The sequence below is a fragment of the Bacillus gaemokensis genome, assembly GCF_001590835.1.
In the GTDB taxonomy this organism is placed as follows: Bacteria; Bacillota; Bacilli; order Bacillales; family Bacillaceae_G; genus Bacillus_A; species Bacillus_A gaemokensis.
Map to the genome: position 1 here is coordinate 133,884 of NZ_LTAQ01000070.1, position 16,865 is coordinate 150,748.

Sequence of the window (16,865 nt, forward strand, 5' to 3'; positions counted from 1 at the left end):
TTTAATATATTAAATTTCTTTCCATAAAGCTAAAGCAAATATCCAATTTGGATCACCATTTCCTTGATAACTTTGAACCGCTTCATATGTTTTCCCTTGATATACTACTCTATCACCTTTTGTATAGGCGCTTTTTGGATTCCACTCTGGGTAGAATGAACTTTGCTCTTTTGTTTTCACTGTGAAAACATTACTGCGAACAGATTCATTTCCAGCTGTATCAACTGCAGTAACTGTATACTTGTATACAGTATTTTGTTGTAAGTTCTTATCCATAAATGATGTAGTTTCAGAAGTGCCAACTTTTGTTATTTTTCCATTTGCATCTTCTCGATAAACCACATAATGGTTCACTGCTATATTGTCCTCCGACGGGCTCCACATTAGATCGACAGTAGATGATGTTGTACCCATACTATGTAAGTTTTTCGGCTGTGTTGGCACTTCTAAATCTGGTGATTCTACTAGTGTTTTTACAGATATCGCTTTACTTTCCTTAGACATGTTTCCTGCTGTATCTACAGCTTTTACCGTATAAGAATAATCTGTACTAGCCACTAATTTCTTATCTGTAAATGTTGTACCAGTTACAGTAGTAATCTCTTTACCATCTCTAAATACTTTATATTCTTTTACAGATACATTATCTGTAGAAGAATCCCACTTTAACTCTGCACTATTTGAAGTGATTTTAATTGCATGTAAGTTTTGTGGTTGTGTTGGTGCCTCTATATCTGGGGCTACATCATTAATTAAATTAACATCAATCACATTATAAAAAGCATTTGCAGTATCTGCTACATCCCAAACAGCTAAGATCACATGATATCCACTGCGGTCAGTTGGTATATTAACCGTATGAGTTAAATTATTAGAAGCTGCTGAACCATTATGTTCTACAGTTCCAATTGGTTCAAAATTGGCACGTGTTAAAGGTTTATTAGGATCCCATCCCTTTTTCGTAATATAGTAGTGCCACTTTGTCGTTGGATGTGGCGCAGTATATTTCCATGTAAAAGTATTTTGTCCTCCAGCTATACTATTCTTGAACCAACGATTTGCCGTCTGTTGATCGAGAATTCCTTCAAACAGACCTCCTGCAGAAGCGATTTCGCCGTCAGTTGGCCCATTTACTGGAAATCCTTTCGGTGCTTCTAAGCTTTGTGGCTCATACATCACATTCCCACAATTTAAATTTAATGAACCGTAAGATTGACTACACAATGCTGCACGACTACTTGGTTTTTCCACAAATCCATGTGCATAAGCATTATCTGGTATTAACATAGCTCCTATAATTCCCGTTGCTACTATAGCGGCACTAACACCTTTTTTTCTTGCACTTGTTTCTTTAGAAAGAAATGAAAACTTTTTAATCAACTTTTTGTCCCCCTTGGTATGCTCTATTACAAACAATTAATTTCGAGGGCTTTGATGCAAAAAACAAAAAGAAAGCGTTTTAATTTTTATCTAATAAAATATAAACTTTTATATATTTTCTCGAATTATTTTTCTATACTTAATTTGGTACATGAAATTTCCGATTCAGTTAATCGTGATTAAATTTAGGTTATTATCTATCTAATTTTACACTGCACTTATATTATTAACTTTTCATTGAAACTTTTCTAATTCTAATATCTCTATATAAAAAACAAACAGGACATAATTCACTATCATACCCTGTTTGTAAGTATCTATCAAGATGATTTTGCAATCCTATCTTTCATCTTCTGTATTACCTCATCATCAGATATTTTTTGACCAGCAGGAAGGTTTAATATAGATGCCGCTCCTTTACTAAGATAGATCTCTTTATTCGTATCATGACTCACAACAAATAAACCTTGCCCCTCAAATTCAAAATAAGCAACTTCTTTTATTTGCTCCGTATTATTTTTTATAGTTTGATAGATCTCATATAAATCTTTACTCCTATTTTCCCCACCCATACGTATAGGTTCTATATCATTTGCTACAATCAACCCTTCTGGCTGTTCTCCTTCCATAATAAACCATAGCTTTTCTTTTGTTGGTAATAAAACTTCTGAGATATTTTTGGAATTTATATTTAAAATTTGTTGTGCTTGTATCGTATTATAAATAGGGAAAGAAAATGTAGAAGTTGTTACTAAGGTTGGAGTTAGATTTTCATTGTGGTTTTCGTTTTCAGATGAAATAAATTTACCGTGCTGATAATCTTTTAGTGCTACAGATTCTGGTGTTTCTTTAGATTTATTAGATGCATATCCAATTCGATTTACACATACAATCGCAATAATTAAACAAGTGCACGGTATCAAGAACTTAAGAATTTTTCTCATAAATATACGCAACCTCCCGCTCTAACAAAATTAATTTGCACGAACATTATAGACTGTTTCGTTCCACCAAAAATTATTATTATTATCAAAGGAACTAAAATTATGATTGTAGTGGTCACCATACCAAGGATCCATATATGTTATATAATCGACTCCATTTGTTCCTTTATAATAACCATCCAGTACTAAGAAATGTCCAACATTTGCACCATTCTGCCACATAATAAGTGCAATCATCGGCTGATTGCTATTAATCTGATTTTTAAACCAATCGTACGATTTAGCACCTGAACTGATTGCAGAGCTAAATCCATATCCTGATAATCCATATTGTATTTCTCTAGAAGTAGCTGGGTTATTATAAGAACCTCCTTTGACATATCTAACGAATTGGTCTTGTGTAGGTGTTTTTCCGAAATGATTTAAAACGGAAACAGATGTACCTGCCCAACACCAATTTGATCTTTCTTGCAAAATGTTAGGAACAGATAATTTACGATCCGCCGAAGTATTTGGAGGATTTCCATTTATATAAGCTGATGTAACAAAGACTTTTTTTCCATTTTTAAAATAATAAAACCAACGATTATCCAAATTCCCAGTCCAATAATCTTTAACTTCTTCGCCGTATTCCCATCCCTTAAATGTCACTTTTGTATTCCCTGGCAGTACCTCTACAATATTAGCATTTAAACTCTTTGCATCTCTAACATTTACATTAAGTGGTGCTGTAGTACCTGAAAACTCAACCTCATCAGCAAAAATTATTTCGCTGTCCGTGAAATTCCATGTAAAAAAAACTAAGAGCATACATACGAAAAGCTGTTTTGCTACTTTCATTTTCTCACTCCTTTTTCACATGATTCTCATAGGAAAAACCACCAACAATTAAACATTATTAATTGTTCAAGCTTAATATTACACACTAAAGAAAATACAATATATGATTAAATAAATTTACATTCCAAATAAAAAACAGCCTATAAATTTTATAGACTGTTTTTGGTATTACTAAATTACTCAGCTAATGTTTTTGTTTCTCTCATTACATCAACGAAATATCCCCAGTTATTAATAACAGAAGAAATACTAATATGTTCATCCGGTGTATGAACATTAAAAATATCTGGTCCAAATGAGATTGCATCTAATTCAGGCATTTTTTGAACAAACACACTACACTCAATACCAGCATGTACCGCAAAGATTTCAGCATCTTTGTTATATTTTTCTTTATGCACTTTTTCAAACAAATCACGAATCGGTGAATTTGGACTATATGGCCACTCTGGATACTCAGATTCCTTCTCAAATTGTGCTCCAACTAATTCTGCAATATGCTTAATTTCATTGGTAATGTGCTGCTTTAGGCTACTTACAGAGCTTCTTACTTCATTTCGTAATTTAATTTCATTATGTAATGTTTCAATAACACCTAAGTTTGTTGAACTTTCTACAAGTCCTTTAATGTCCATGCTCATACTTTGAATACCATTTGGAATTAAGAATAAAGAAGAAATAAGTTGTTTTTGTGTTTCTTTTGCAAATACCTTTTCTACTTTTTCTTCTACCTTCGTAAGAGAAACATGCACATCAGGATCTACAGCACGTAGCTCTTCTTGTAAAATACGTGTCCATGCAGCTACTTTTCCTTCTACCTTTTGTACATCATTTGCAGATAATAAGATTGTTGCTACACTTTCACGCGGAATCGCATTTGTTTTTAATCCACCATGAATTTCACTCATGTTAAATTGAACTTCATTCGATAAATCATAAAGAACGCGCCCTAAAACTTTGTTGGCATTACCGCGTTGCTTATCAATTTCCATACCAGAATGGCCACCTTTTAGCCCTCCAACGTATAGACGATATGCAGCTAATTCACCAGGTGCTTCATCCCAAATAACAGAAATTGTTTCAACGGCTTTTGCGCCACCTGCACTGCTTACTAATAACTTATGATCTTCTTCAGAATCAATATTAATAAATATTTTTCCATCAAAGTGCTTTGAATCAACAGCAAAAGCACCACCCATTGTTGTTTCTTCTTCTGTTGTAATGACAACTTCAAGAGCTGGATGAGGAATATCAGTTGAATCCAATAGTGCTAACGCATATGCAACTGCAATACCATTGTCCGCCCCTAAAGTCGTTTGCTTTGCATACAACATATCCCCAACAATTCGTAACCCGATTGGATCCTTTTCAAAATCGTGAACAGTTGCTTGGTTCTTTTCACACACCATGTCCATATGACCTTGAATAATAATTGCAGGAACATTTTCATAGCCAGAAGTTGCTTTCTTTTTAATAATTACGTTTAAAGCTTCATCTTGTACCACTTCTAAATTACGATCCTTTGCGAATTTTACTAAATAATCACTAATCTCTTTTTCATTTCCTGATCCTCTAGGAATCTTTGAAATTTCTGCAAAATGATAAAATACAGGGTGCTTTGTTAATTGTTCTAAATTAGAATACATTTTCATTCTCCTTTCATACTTGTAATCCAACTTTCTTATGTAATAAAAAAGGACTCTCTAATAACATTATATCATGTTTAAATCTTTGACTTTTATTTTAGTTTTTTCTGCTCTTGTGTATGCTACAAAAATTGTACTAACATTCAAATATTACTCTACTAATCAATAAGAATATTCGATATTATATAAACATTAGATTTCTTATGGCGATTTTTACCTTTATATTGTTTAATAAAAACAATTTCTTATATATTGTTTGAAAACGAAATAAAAAAATTGGTGGAAAATTAACTTTCTAAGACAGGAGTATATTTATATTGAATAAACAACAGAATTCTAATAAAAAAAAGAAAGTTTTTTTGACAATACAATATTGCCTATCATCACTATTCTTTCGAGTGCGATTCTAGCATTATACAAGGGATTAGAATTTCTTTCAAAGTATTTACTACTTTTAATTTTAGTTGTCCTTGTTCTTGCTTCAGTATACCTATTATTTATGAAAGAAATTGGAGCTGCTACTATTGGATTTGTTTTTACAGCTCTTGGATACTACATGTATAAAATTATTTTCAAACAAAAAAAGAAATAGTATATCTTACTAGCGTTAAATTTTTAGTTATTCGGGGTTAATTGCACTAAAGAAATTGGAGTAACACTATTTTGAAAAAAAACCAATATCAGTTTTTTATTAAAAGAGGAGTCCCCCTAATCATCGGTGAGATTATCTCTATCTTCGTTATTCTATATGCAATATTAGAGTTTTTAGTAAAATATTTGTTATTTTATTAATCCCTGTTTCAATATTCCTTATAATTGCTTGTATATATCTCAAGGAATACGAAGGTATGATTGGTGACTTATTATCCTTAGTATTATCATTGCTGCTATATTTTTTATTTTTCAGAAAGAATAAAAGCTAACCTCATTATAAGGTTAGCTTTTTGCAGATTATAATTGCACTAATTTAGTGTATCGATCAATTTTCCAAACAAAAAAGCGATACTTTTTATGTATTAAGTTAAAAGAGAATGCTTTTACGCATTCTCTTTTAACTTAGTTCTTTTTATATACTTAGATGGTGAGTTCTCCATCAATTTTTCTAATCGATTTATATTTTGAGTCAATGCACCCTTCACAAGAGAGAAATCTGTATTGGGTTCTTCTTTCTTTTCCTTGAAAAAAGAAAACTTTTGTTGCTTTATTTCTTGCATTTCTTCTCCCCCTTTTGCAAAAAAGATACAAACTTTATCTATCTTTATTATATCGTAAATATGGACAAGAATCACTTTTATCCTTTTCTTTTTAATTCCTCTTCTAAATCTTCTACTTGCTGCATTGTATCTCCTTTTATTAAAGAGAAATCTGTTGTATCCTCAGCTTCTTCTTTAAAAAATTCATTATTATATTCTTTTTCCACTACTATCACCTCTACGTGCTAGTGTAGGGATGATTGTCCAATTTTATTCAACTTTGTTCTATTTTATGTATAAAGGAAAAGGACAGAATTTAGATTCTGTCCTTACTTATTAAAATAACTATGATGAATTGTCAAGTTATATACATTTTCAAAGTCACGATCTTGAAGATTATTCTTTTGTCCATCAATAATAATATAAACATCTTTCACTATTTTTGCTGGTATAATGCCCACATTTTCTACTTGCACGGCTTTTTGTTCATTTAATTGTTCTATATGTTCTAAAGATATGGTAATACTAAATTGAGAGCGAACACCGCGAAAATTTGTATTTAATTCATCAGCAGTGGCAAATACAATGATTTTCGCTCCAATTTTTTCTGCATACGTATCAAGAAATGCATTTAAGCTTTGTGCATACTCAGCCTCTGTTCGCCAATCCATTGTACCAAATGCCGCTGGATTTACATTTTGAATTATTGTTGTGTAAATCTCACCTCGTGCTTTCGAAGCAATAAGTGATCGCTTAATCGATTGAACTGTCTTTCCGATATCATTAAACTTTGCACCCCATATTTCAGAAATGTTTGGAGTTAAAATAAATGCAATATCGACAAATATAACCATCGCAACGAACATTAAAATATTTTTCCAGAGGGTCAAATCAATTCCTTTCATCATGAAATAAATTGCGACTGATGTAATAAACACACCATACCATGTTTTTCGAATAAGTTGCTTTTTCTCTTCATATAGTTCTTCGTTTTTCCAATAAAAGAAAATAAGAAACAAAAAGACTAAAACAAGAAGAAATAAACCAATTCGAATGTTAGATTCAGTCACTTACATCACCCTCCATTCAAAAACATCTCACGATTCATTACATGCTCAATTCTCACTCATTATGACAAAAGACATGGACAACCTTCTAAAGTTAGCTATATTGCATATACATAGAAGGAAGCCACATCTTTTATAATGAATCTACATTGTATATGTAGACAAGCATACATTTCAAATTTTCAAAAATATTTTTTTATAACGACATATGTTTCGGAATAATCCCTTCAGGTACTTCACCATCCATACTTAAATAGTAATGACGAATTGGTTGTAGATTTTCATCTAATTCATATACGAGCGGGATACTTGTTGGAATATTTAATGACGCTACACCATCGTTCGATAGATTATCTAAATATTTCACAAGTGAACGTATTGTATTACCATGTGATGAGATGATTACTTTTTGACCAGATTGTAACGTTGGTACAATTTCCTCATGCCAAAAGCCCAGCACTCTCTTTTCTGTATCTTCTAGACATTCTGTAAGTGGGAACTCTCCTTTTTCCAACAACTTATAACGTGGGGCAGATGATTCATACCTTGGATCATCTTCGGTAAGAGATGGCGGTCTCACGTCTGTACTTCTTCTCCAAATATGAACTTGTTCATCTCCATACTTCTTTGCTGTTTCTTCTTTATTTAGCCCTTGTAATGCTCCATAATGCCTCTCGTTTAACTTCCAAGACTTATGTACAGGAACCCAAGCAAGATCCATTTCATGAAGAATAATCCATAATGTTCGAATTGCTCGTTTTAATACAGATGTGTACGCCACATCAAACGTATATCCATTATTCTTTAAAATTGTACCTGCTTCCCTTGCTTCGCTTAATCCATTTTTTGATAAGTCTACATCTGTCCATCCTGTAAACCTGTTTTCAAGATTCCATACACTTTGTCCGTGACGAATGAGTACAAATTTTATCATAATAATCCCCTTTCGGAAATGAAAATTTGATTTTTCAATACGTACACGTAATAAAGTATCTGGCAATGTAATTTTTTATCCATTTATTCTATGATTCATCCATAGTTGCCAAAATAAATGGATAAAATAAGTTGTATTTCAAACGCTAAAAACAGATAAATAACAGATAAATGAATCATTCATTTATTTTTGATCAACCAGTTCTTCTCGCTTAGATAACCATGCATCAAATCCTAAACGACTATTCGCTAGCTCAGTCATAACTTGATGCCAATTTTCTTCACATGTTTCACCAAATTTTGAAAAAATACTGCCCATTTGTTTTCTTTGAACATCGCTCAGTTTTTTCTCTAGTGCTGCTCCTTCTTGCGATAGAACAAGCTGTTTTACACGACGATCATGTTCTGCCTCATTACTTTCAATCAGCCCCTTTTCAAGAAGTTGACGAAGTGGTCCATGAAGCGCTTGTTTACTTATCTCTAATAGAGATAATAATTCATTTATACTGAGCCCTGGAAATCGAGCAATAAAAAATAAAATTCGATGGTGCACTCGCTGTATCCCATATTCTTTTATAATTTCATCTGGTTTTTCTGTAAATGTTTTATATGCAAAATAAAACAATGCGAGTGCCTGATTCATTTGTTCTTCTTTATGTTGTGTCATCTACTTTCCCCCTGTATGTAAATTATACCACAATTTATCTTTAAAATATTAGGTCATCTTTTCATGCTTTGATTCCCCACGTGTCCTTTTTATAAAATGAAAAGGACACCAGTCATAGTGAAGTAAATTGGCTATCACTCTAATGATTTTGTGTCCTCTCATTTTCTAGCTCGACTATATTCAAAGGATTATTTTGTTCGAATTTTGGATAGGTGTTAATATTCTTCATATAGGAGGTGTATTGATGAAAAATTTATGGCCAAAGGTTTTTCTAGGTGTTCTCATAGGAGCTGCTCTTTTAATAATTTTATATTTTGTTGGTGTGTCACTTTTTTGGAATCAGCCCTAAATTAAAAGCATTTTAATTTATAACTATTAAGTATTTAACCCAACAATAAATTGTCAGTATGATTATTCAATATATACATCAATACTGTAGATACAATAATCTTTCTCCACTCCCCCTTGGAGAGCCGAGCAGTTAGCTTTTGCTAGTTGCTCTTTTATGCTTCTTCGTACTGCAACTTCACTTGGTAATCGCTGACCTTTTTCCCTTCTTCCCAAACCTCTATGAATCCATCAACAAAAGCGTTTTCTTCATCAAATGCTTTCTCTACACTTTTTAATGCATGATTGTAGTTCACTCCTGCATATGTCACCTGTACTGACTCTTCAAGATAAACAATCGCTATAAATGTGTGATTCATATCCATTCCTCTTTTCTACAAAATGAGATTTTTGTTCGATTTTCTTTTTATATAGCAGTAACATCCATCTCCTTTCTCATCAACCAAAAATCTACTCATATTCCCTTCATATTGCGCATCTATTAAGTACGATTAGAACTTTTTGGAGGTGAACATATGTCAAAGGAAGATGAACTGAATTCACCTGAAATTTTATATAGCGCTGCATTAGATCCAAGTTTAATTGGTCCCACATTACCAATTATTCTACCATTCACATTTCCTACTGGCATAACTGGTTTTACTGGTTTTACCGGTCCTACTGGGCCTACTGGCATAACTGGTGTCACCGGTCCTACTGGGYCTACTGGCATAACTGGTGTCACCGGTCCTACTGGGCCTACTGGCATAACTGGTGTCACCGGTCCTACTGGGCCTACTGGCATAACTGGTGTCACCGGTCCTACTGGGTCCACTGGCATAACTGGTTTTACCGGTCCTACTGGGTCCACTGGCATAACTGGTTTTACCGGTCCTACTGGATCTACCGGCGATACTGGACCTACTGGACCAGTACCACAAGTGGCATTTAGAGCTGTCAATTTTGCTGCCCCTCAAGATGTTACAGCAAATATCCCTGTACAAGTTCAATTTCCAGATTTTGAATTCAATGTAAATAGTGGATATGATCCAGGTACATCAAGATTTTTCCCTAGTCAAAACGGTGTTTATTCTGTTATTGCAAGTATTAGATTTGACCCTGAAAATATTACAGATAATTATAGTATACTTATAGAAATTCGCTTAAACGATACCACTATTGCAGCTGAAGATAACGATTTTGCTTTTGCAGGTGCGATTAATATAATAAGTGTCGCTGCTATACTTCAATTGCAAACCGGAGATAAATTGGAAGTTTTTGTGACATCAACCGTTAATGGTTTTATCCAACGTAGACGTAGTGCAACACACTTTGAAGCAGCTAGATTCCCGTCTCCAATTTAATAAAACAAACTTATTTCAGTCTTCTATATCACTAATCATATGAATAAAAGTCTCTTCAAAAATTTGGAGAGACTTTCATGGTCTCTAGATACATCAAATATCAAAAAGGAAAATTATATAATAAATACAGGTCTATTTCTTAATAAATAAAAAACGTATCTCTCATTAAATTGAGGATACGTTTTTTGTTTACGAAAAAAGACCCTATTTTGCAGAAAGATTTAACTGCCAAGAAACACCATACTTATCATTAAGCCAACCGAATTTTTTACTAAATGGATAAGACGCTAAAGGCATTAGAACCTCTCCGCCTTCTGATAACTTATTGAAAACTACTTCAATTTCCTCTTCTGTATCGCAATTCACATATAGTGATATCGAAGGAGTAAATGTAAATTCATGCTTCACATTACTATCTATACACATGAACTCTTGTCCATTTAGTGTGAATGTTGCATGCATTACAGTCCCTTCTTTACCAGATCCATTTGCATTATAACGAGAAATACTTACAACTTCTGACTGATCAAATAAAGAAGTATATAAAGTCATTGCTTCCTCTGCATTGCCATCAAACATTAAAAAAGTAGTGATTTTTTGTTTTGTATTCTTCAATTAGAAACAGCTCCTTTTATGTAGATACACATGATATTGTAGCCCTTAACAGAACATATATTCCTATAACTATATTTTCCTCAAAAAATATCGGATTGTCAACTAATTGTACCTTTAAAAAGTTTAATCACTTATTATAAAATTAAACTGTAAATTCAAAGAAAAATAAAGAAGGTACTAGCAATTTGTTTAACTAGCATCTTCTTTATTTTTATAAACGATTATCCAAATAGTCTCTAAAAATTTTGAGCTAACACGCTCTCTAATTTTTGTTTTACTGGAGCCCAATCACTTCATCACTTCTTTTTAAAAAGCACCGCCCAAAGGAAAGGCTCGCCGAACACTTCGTTTGGCTGAACAATTTGTTTCATTTTCCTCAGTTCAATCACTTCAAAGTCATAAAATATATCCCTTAATCTTTCTTCAGAATACGCGAGTCCACCTTGTAAACTCCACCCTCTGTAAACATCCCAATCAGATATTTCGGACCCATTTTTTTCATCTACTTCTCCTGCTGCAAAACATGTTAATCCGAAATAGCCGCTTGACTTTAGTGAATTCTTGATTAAACTTACATAATCAATTCTTCGATGCGGAGGGATGTGATGTAAGCAACCAGAATCATATACAAAATCATATTCATTTTGAACCTGTAAATTAAAAATCGAGTCACAGATGAACTGGATTTTAACATCTTGTTCTATCGCTCTCTCCTTACCCCAATTAATTCCTTCTTGAGATAAATCTATTGCAGTTACGTCAAAACCCTGCTTAGCTAAATAAATTGCATTTCTACCTGGACCACAGCCAAGCTCCAACACCTTTCCACCTGAAATCAATTCTTTATTTACATATGAAACTAAGTTTTCATCTGGAACATTTTCAAAAAAGGGCACATCTTTCTCTCTATCTCTATAAAATTCATTCCAAAATGGAACTGCCGGTCTTAGTAGAGAATCTAGCATTTTTAAAACATCTTCTGTACTATGTAACGTTTCATTTTTCATTCAAATCCCCCTACAAACATAATTTTCACAATATTATTATAACTTATTAATTCTTTTTAAATGCATGTATACAAAGAAAAATCTAGCATGGATTTAGCTTTTTCTTTTTTGTTCATCGATGCTCTATTCTCTTTATTAATCATATTTTGAATGTAAACTAATATACAAATTTCACATTCAAACATGAAAAAGAGTCCTAAATAATTAGGACTCTTTTTGTACATTTTTAATAGGAATATTTAATTTAATTTTACGACTAGTTATATAAACTCCCATTAGTATGAAGATTAATCCAATGATTAATTTCCAACTTATATTTTCATTTAGAAGAATGTATCCCCAGAAAATAGCTGATACTGGTAAATATGTAGATATGGAAGCGAAATCTGGACTCCCCTTTTGGATTAAGTAAAAGTAAAGCAAATACGCTATGCCTGATCCAAATACACCTATTCCAATTAATGCACCTATATGATGCCATGATATTTTAGTTAAAATTTGAACTGGTTCTTCTAACAATAAAACTATGAAACCACTACATATACTACCGACTAATAATGTACCTAAAGAAATTTGAAACATAGATATCTCTTTAAGACGAGATACACCGGCAATTTCACATAAAAGGATTACTGCTAGGTTTTCATTCGCATGTAAATCTTGAATCGCTCTATATTTATATTGTAGACGAACGCTTGTTAATGACGCCTCCTTTCGNACATAAAAGGATTACTGCTAGGTTTTCATTCGCATGTAAATCTTGAATCGCTCTATATTTATATTGTAGACGAACGCTTGTTAATGACGCCTCCTTTCGRGTTCCTCTAACTTTTTTAAAAAAGCATTTTCTGCACGTAATCGTTCATTTTCTCGCTCTAAACGTTTCATTTCCATCTTAAACTTTTCTTCATCAGTTAATTCATATTCCTCTTTCTTTCGACCGCGTTTATCTTGTAGTGCTTCTTCACCATGTGCTTCAAACTTCTTGACCCATTGATATACCTGTTGATAAGAAACTTCATAGCTTTCGGCTGCGAGCTGATAGTTTTTCTGATGTTTTATACAGTAATTCACAATTTGAATTCGTTCTTCTAACGTTGTTTTTCTTCTACTTGTCATAGAGTTTGTCATTCCTTTACCGGTATCATTTAATTCTCTATGACTAGTATACTTTTTAATCCATTTTCTCAAAACCRCAGTACTGGATATATTGTATTTTTRGATAACCTTGCTTAACGAATCGTGTCCTGATAGATAATCATTGATGGCTGCTAACTTTAGCTCTTTTGAATAACGCTTCCAAGAAAGTGCTTCTTCTAGGCCGTCTTCACCATTCACTTCATACCTTCTTTTCCAATCTCTAATCGTCCCAGGATCAACAGAAAACTTTGCCGTAATGTCAGCTATTGAATGATGACCATCTTTATAAAGAGCTAAAATCGCCAATTTTTCAGCTTTAGAATATTTCATTCGAGCCATAAAAAATACTCCCCTTAGATAAGCAGATTTTTATATTTTATCTGTCTACCTAATGGGGGAGCATATCAGGACTCAATACTGTTTATCTGGAGGGGATTCTTTTATGACGAAAAAAGGACAATCATTTCAAATATATACAGAAGAATTAAAACGAGAGGCAGTTTGCCTTTGGTTAGAAGAAGGAGCGATATTACAGGCAATTTGGACACAGTTAGGAATTCAAAGTGAGGCTGAAATTGTAGAATAGGTAAAACATTATGAAACAAGATAATTTTTTGAAGAGCAACGTGGTATATGGAATTGAAAGTATTTTAATTCCATAGAAGAAAACGCTTATTTGAAGGCGTAGGTAGAATATTTAAAAAGCGCAATCCAAATCTAAACGGGGGGGAATGATCCTAAAGAAAGAACATTTTGGGATTATTGATAGAATTCGTGCATCCTATCCCTTCGTTGGTTATTACAAATTGCTAAGGTGTCTAAGGTCGGTTACTACATACTACAAATAGCATAAAAGTTATTCTCATGTGGCGTTACGCCGGCAAAAAGATGCGTGGCATAAAGAACATATTTTATCTATTCACCGTAAACATCCGTATTATGGATGTTTACGGATGACCTGCGCCTTAGTTCGTGAAGGAATTGATATGAATCACAAGCGTGTTAGACGTTTGATGCATGAATTAAAAATTTGTTTTATTATTCGAAAGAAGCGTCCTTTTTACGGAAGGAAGCATCGATTGTGTTTCAAAATGATCTAAATCAAGAATTTTATGCGGATAAAAGAGGTATAAAATTAGTAACAGATATTACATACATAAGGATTGGGGACGAATTTTCGTATTTATCGGCTATCTTAGACTTATATAACAATGAAATCGTCGTATGGTAATTATCGTATCGAAATGATTTAGCACTTATACTTTCTACGTTAGAACAGTTGAAAGGAATCAAGTGTTCTTTTGACACCCTTCTACATTCTGACTAGGGGTTCAATATACATCGAAAAGTTACGCAAAACAGTTAGAACAATTAGAAATAAAGGGAAGTCACTCTAGATAAGGGAACAGTTTTGACAATACATGTATTGTCAAAACAGAGAAGTTATATTTAGTGTGCTCAAAAACATATGAAGCGATATATGGAGCAATCCTAGAAAAACTTCACGGTCATTTCTCGATAGGATATCGGGAAATGACCGTGGCATAAAACTTTTTTTATTATTGTCTAATTGACGGGGATATGACCAAAGTATTACTTCTTTTCGATCTTACAGGACAAATAAATATCTTTCAATTAGATAAGAAAAAAATTTGGTTGTAAAAAGGTCATTAAGTAAAAGGATTTTAATGTTAAATCATTTAATGGGTTAACCTCCCTGTGAATTAGGTAATATAAAAAATGTACTGGCACCTTCCACACTTAGGGGAAAGACGATTAATACGTCTAGCGTCTAGAAGCTACCATGGAACGTTTTATTCTGTAAAAATGCATTTGAACAAGCTGCATTTGAGATGGAACATAGACCTGTAAGCCAGAATCGTTCACTGTATAAGATAAAAGATTTCAATCCCTATAGAATGCTTGCAGTTGCAAGTGACATACCTCACATAATGACTTTTTACTACTATAATATCATGAGAGAGTTTTATTAAAAATGTGGGAGAACCAGTTTATTACCGTTACTAACATTTATATAAAGGTAAATAGAATTGAAGTTTATATTTCGAATTTTCCGTGTGATTAAGGGTGACTATAAAGCAATTCCTATATAATTGAAATAGAAGGAATGTAAAGGTTATAATTGTCATATGAAAAATTTTTGAATTATTTTGGTAGCGTTCACAATTGAGGGGGAAGTAACAATGGAAAAGCTTCAAGAAAGTATGTATCAACTGATTGTTGAAACATCGACGAATTTACCGAAAGATGTCCGTCGTGCGATTCAACAAGCGAAAGAACGAGAAAATGCAGGGACACGTTCAGCGATGGCACTTGGCACGATTACAAATAATATAAAAATGGCAGATGATAATATCTCGCCAATTTGCCAAGATACAGGGATGCCGACGTTTAAAATTTATACACCTGTTGGCGTAAATCAATTAAAAATAAAAGAAGCCATTTACAGTGCGCTTGAGCGGGCGACACAAGATGGAAAACTTCGTCCAAATTCTGTTGATTCTCTTTTTGGAGACAATAGCGGGAACAATCTAGGACCAGGTACACCTGTGATTAAGTTTGAGCAATGGGAGAAAGATTATATTGATGCTCGTTTAATTTTAAAAGGGGGCGGCTGTGAGAATAAAAATATCCAGTATAGCTTACCTTGTGAATTAGAAGGACTTGGACGAGCGGGCCGTGATTTAGAAGGGATTCGTAAATGTCTTCTTCATGCGGTATATCAAGCACAAGGACAAGGGTGTAGTGCAGGAGTAATCGGTGTTGGTATCGGGGGAGACCGCACGTCAGGTTATGAGCTAGCAAAAAATCAACTATTCCGTACGTTAGATGATGTGAATCCAATTTCAGAATTGCAAAAGCTTGAAGAGTACGTATTAGAGAATGCAAACAAGCTTGGTATTGGTACGATGGGATTTGGTGGAGAAACAACTTTACTAGGCTGTAAAATTGGTGTGTATAATCGTTTACCAGCTAGCTTCTATGTGTCTGTTGCGTATAACTGCTGGGCATATCGTCGCCTTGGTGTAACAATCTATCCTGAAACAGGTGAAATTATGGATTGGTTGTATCAGGAAGGAAAAGATACGCTTCAGCAAGAAGCGAAACAAGAAAAAAACGAACAGCGTGAAATAGTACTACAAGCTCCAATTACAGAAGAACAAATTCGTGAACTCCGCGTTGGTGATGTCGTTACAATTAATGGGATGATGTATACAGGTCGTGATGCAATCCATAAGCATTTAATGGATAACGATTGTCCAGTAGACTTAAATGGACAAGTTATTTATCATTGCGGGCCAGTTGTTGTGAAAGATGACAATGACAATTGGAAGATTAAAGCAGCAGGTCCAACGACAAGTATTCGTGAAGAGCCATATCAAGGTGACATCATGAAGAAATTTGGCATTCGTGCTGTAATTGGTAAAGGCGGAATGGGCGCGAAAACATTGGCAGCATTAGCGGAACACGGCGGTGTATATTTAAATGCGATTGGCGGTGCTGCGCAATATTATGCAGAATGTATTAAAGAAGTGAAAGATGTTGACTTCTTACAATTTGGTATTCCAGAAGCGATGTGGCACTTACGTATTGAAGGTTTCAAAGCTGTTGTAACGATGGATTCTCATGGAAATAGTTTACATGCAGATGTAGATAAAACATCACTTGAAAAATTAGCAACATTTAAAGAACCAGTATTTAAATAAGTGAGAAAATGCAT

Annotated in this window: 16 protein-coding genes and 2 pseudogenes; 4 read left to right on the forward strand and 14 right to left on the reverse strand. The window is 33.5% G+C overall.

Going from position 1 to position 16,865, the window contains the following annotated elements; all coding sequences use genetic code 11:
* Positions 1–9 precede the first annotated feature (9 nt).
* From AZF08_RS27835 to AZF08_RS27885, 10 genes are all read right to left on the reverse strand, one after another.
* The gene (locus AZF08_RS27835) at positions 10–1,380 is read right to left on the reverse strand and encodes a lytic polysaccharide monooxygenase (RefSeq protein WP_033677444.1); all 1,371 of its coding nucleotides are present in this window, start codon (positions 1,378–1,380) and stop codon (positions 10–12) included.
* Positions 1,381–1,700: 320 nt separating this feature from the next.
* Positions 1,701–2,324, reverse strand: a complete 624-nt coding sequence (locus tag AZF08_RS27840) for a hypothetical protein (RefSeq protein ID WP_033677441.1) — start codon at positions 2,322–2,324, stop codon at positions 1,701–1,703.
* Between the two features lie 30 nt (positions 2,325–2,354).
* Positions 2,355–3,164: a C39 family peptidase gene (locus AZF08_RS27845; RefSeq protein WP_033677440.1), complete on the reverse strand. Its 810-nt coding sequence runs from the start codon at positions 3,162–3,164 to the stop codon at positions 2,355–2,357.
* A 176-nt stretch (positions 3,165–3,340) separates the two neighbouring features.
* Positions 3,341–4,810 carry an aminoacyl-histidine dipeptidase gene (locus AZF08_RS27850; protein ID WP_033677439.1) on the reverse strand — a complete coding sequence of 490 codons (1,470 nt, stop codon included), beginning with the start codon at positions 4,808–4,810 and terminating at the stop codon, positions 3,341–3,343.
* Positions 4,811–5,847: 1,037 nt separating this feature from the next.
* The gene (gene spoIISB / locus AZF08_RS31000) at positions 5,848–6,024 is read right to left on the reverse strand and encodes a stage II sporulation protein SB (protein WP_033677508.1); all 177 of its coding nucleotides are present in this window, start codon (positions 6,022–6,024) and stop codon (positions 5,848–5,850) included.
* 77 nt (positions 6,025–6,101) lie between these two features.
* Complete coding sequence (locus AZF08_RS27865) at positions 6,102–6,230, reverse strand: hypothetical protein (protein ID WP_033677438.1); 129 nt, start codon at positions 6,228–6,230, stop codon at positions 6,102–6,104.
* A gap of 102 nt (positions 6,231–6,332) precedes the next feature.
* Positions 6,333–7,073, reverse strand: coding sequence for a type II toxin-antitoxin system SpoIISA family toxin (locus AZF08_RS27870; protein WP_033677436.1), 741 nt, complete (start codon positions 7,071–7,073; stop codon positions 6,333–6,335).
* A 193-nt stretch (positions 7,074–7,266) separates the two neighbouring features.
* Positions 7,267–8,004: a 2,3-diphosphoglycerate-dependent phosphoglycerate mutase gene (gpmA, locus tag AZF08_RS27875; RefSeq protein ID WP_033677434.1), complete on the reverse strand. Its 738-nt coding sequence runs from the start codon at positions 8,002–8,004 to the stop codon at positions 7,267–7,269.
* Positions 8,005–8,187: 183 nt separating this feature from the next.
* Positions 8,188–8,670 (reverse strand): MarR family winged helix-turn-helix transcriptional regulator, encoded by a 483-nt coding sequence (locus tag AZF08_RS27880; RefSeq protein WP_033677432.1) that lies wholly within the window; start codon positions 8,668–8,670, stop codon positions 8,188–8,190.
* Between the two features lie 503 nt (positions 8,671–9,173).
* Positions 9,174–9,377 carry a hypothetical protein gene (locus AZF08_RS27885; protein ID WP_033677430.1) on the reverse strand — a complete coding sequence of 68 codons (204 nt, stop codon included), beginning with the start codon at positions 9,375–9,377 and terminating at the stop codon, positions 9,174–9,176.
* A gap of 156 nt (positions 9,378–9,533) precedes the next feature.
* Between AZF08_RS27885 and AZF08_RS31700 the strand changes: the two are divergent.
* Together AZF08_RS31700 and AZF08_RS31705 are read left to right on the forward strand one after the other, a co-directional pair.
* A pseudogene (locus AZF08_RS31700) lies at positions 9,534–9,929 on the forward strand (exosporium leader peptide-containing protein); the annotation flags it as partial.
* Positions 9,930–9,938: 9 nt separating this feature from the next.
* Positions 9,939–10,361, forward strand: coding sequence for a C1q-like domain-containing protein (locus AZF08_RS31705; RefSeq protein WP_051725897.1), 423 nt, complete (start codon positions 9,939–9,941; stop codon positions 10,359–10,361).
* Positions 10,362–10,565: 204 nt separating this feature from the next.
* Here the strand turns inward: AZF08_RS31705 and AZF08_RS27895 are convergent, their stop codons facing one another.
* From AZF08_RS27895 to AZF08_RS27910, 4 genes are all read right to left on the reverse strand, one after another.
* Positions 10,566–10,976 carry a VOC family protein gene (locus AZF08_RS27895; protein ID WP_033677426.1) on the reverse strand — a complete coding sequence of 137 codons (411 nt, stop codon included), beginning with the start codon at positions 10,974–10,976 and terminating at the stop codon, positions 10,566–10,568.
* 296 nt (positions 10,977–11,272) lie between these two features.
* Positions 11,273–11,983, reverse strand: coding sequence for a class I SAM-dependent methyltransferase (locus tag AZF08_RS27900; protein WP_033677425.1), 711 nt, complete (start codon positions 11,981–11,983; stop codon positions 11,273–11,275).
* A gap of 204 nt (positions 11,984–12,187) precedes the next feature.
* Complete coding sequence (locus tag AZF08_RS27905; protein WP_082793743.1) at positions 12,188–12,649, reverse strand: DMT family transporter; 462 nt, start codon at positions 12,647–12,649, stop codon at positions 12,188–12,190.
* A 132-nt stretch (positions 12,650–12,781) separates the two neighbouring features.
* A complete protein-coding gene (locus AZF08_RS27910) occupies positions 12,782–13,462 on the reverse strand; it encodes a helix-turn-helix domain-containing protein (RefSeq protein WP_063177413.1) in 681 nt (226 codons plus the stop codon).
* A gap of 103 nt (positions 13,463–13,565) precedes the next feature.
* On the opposite strand from AZF08_RS27910, the pseudogene AZF08_RS29535 reads away from it, so the two are divergent.
* Together AZF08_RS29535 and fumA are read left to right on the forward strand one after the other, a co-directional pair.
* Positions 13,566–14,671 (forward strand): annotated as a pseudogene (locus tag AZF08_RS29535) (IS3 family transposase).
* 656 nt (positions 14,672–15,327) lie between these two features.
* Positions 15,328–16,851 carry a class I fumarate hydratase gene (fumA, locus tag AZF08_RS27920; protein WP_033677726.1) on the forward strand — a complete coding sequence of 508 codons (1,524 nt, stop codon included), beginning with the start codon at positions 15,328–15,330 and terminating at the stop codon, positions 16,849–16,851.
* Positions 16,852–16,865: the final 14 nt, after the last annotated feature.

Coding starts and splice junctions, on each gene's coding strand:
- AZF08_RS27900 (WP_033677425.1), bottom strand. CDS start 11,983: ATGAAAAATGAAACGTTACATAGTACAGAAGATGTTTTAAAAATGCTA.
- AZF08_RS27850 (WP_033677439.1), bottom strand. CDS start 4,810: ATGTATTCTAATTTAGAACAATTAACAAAGCACCCTGTATTTTATCAT.
- AZF08_RS27885 (WP_033677430.1), bottom strand. CDS start 9,377: ATGAATCACACATTTATAGCGATTGTTTATCTTGAAGAGTCAGTACAG.
- AZF08_RS27840 (WP_033677441.1), bottom strand. CDS start 2,324: ATGAGAAAAATTCTTAAGTTCTTGATACCGTGCACTTGTTTAATTATT.
- fumA (WP_033677726.1), top strand. CDS start 15,328: ATGGAAAAGCTTCAAGAAAGTATGTATCAACTGATTGTTGAAACATCG.
- spoIISB (WP_033677508.1), bottom strand. CDS start 6,024: ATGCAAGAAATAAAGCAACAAAAGTTTTCTTTTTTCAAGGAAAAGAAA.
- gpmA (WP_033677434.1), bottom strand. CDS start 8,004: ATGATAAAATTTGTACTCATTCGTCACGGACAAAGTGTATGGAATCTT.
- AZF08_RS27880 (WP_033677432.1), bottom strand. CDS start 8,670: ATGACACAACATAAAGAAGAACAAATGAATCAGGCACTCGCATTGTTT.
- AZF08_RS27845 (WP_033677440.1), bottom strand. CDS start 3,164: ATGAAAGTAGCAAAACAGCTTTTCGTATGTATGCTCTTAGTTTTTTTT.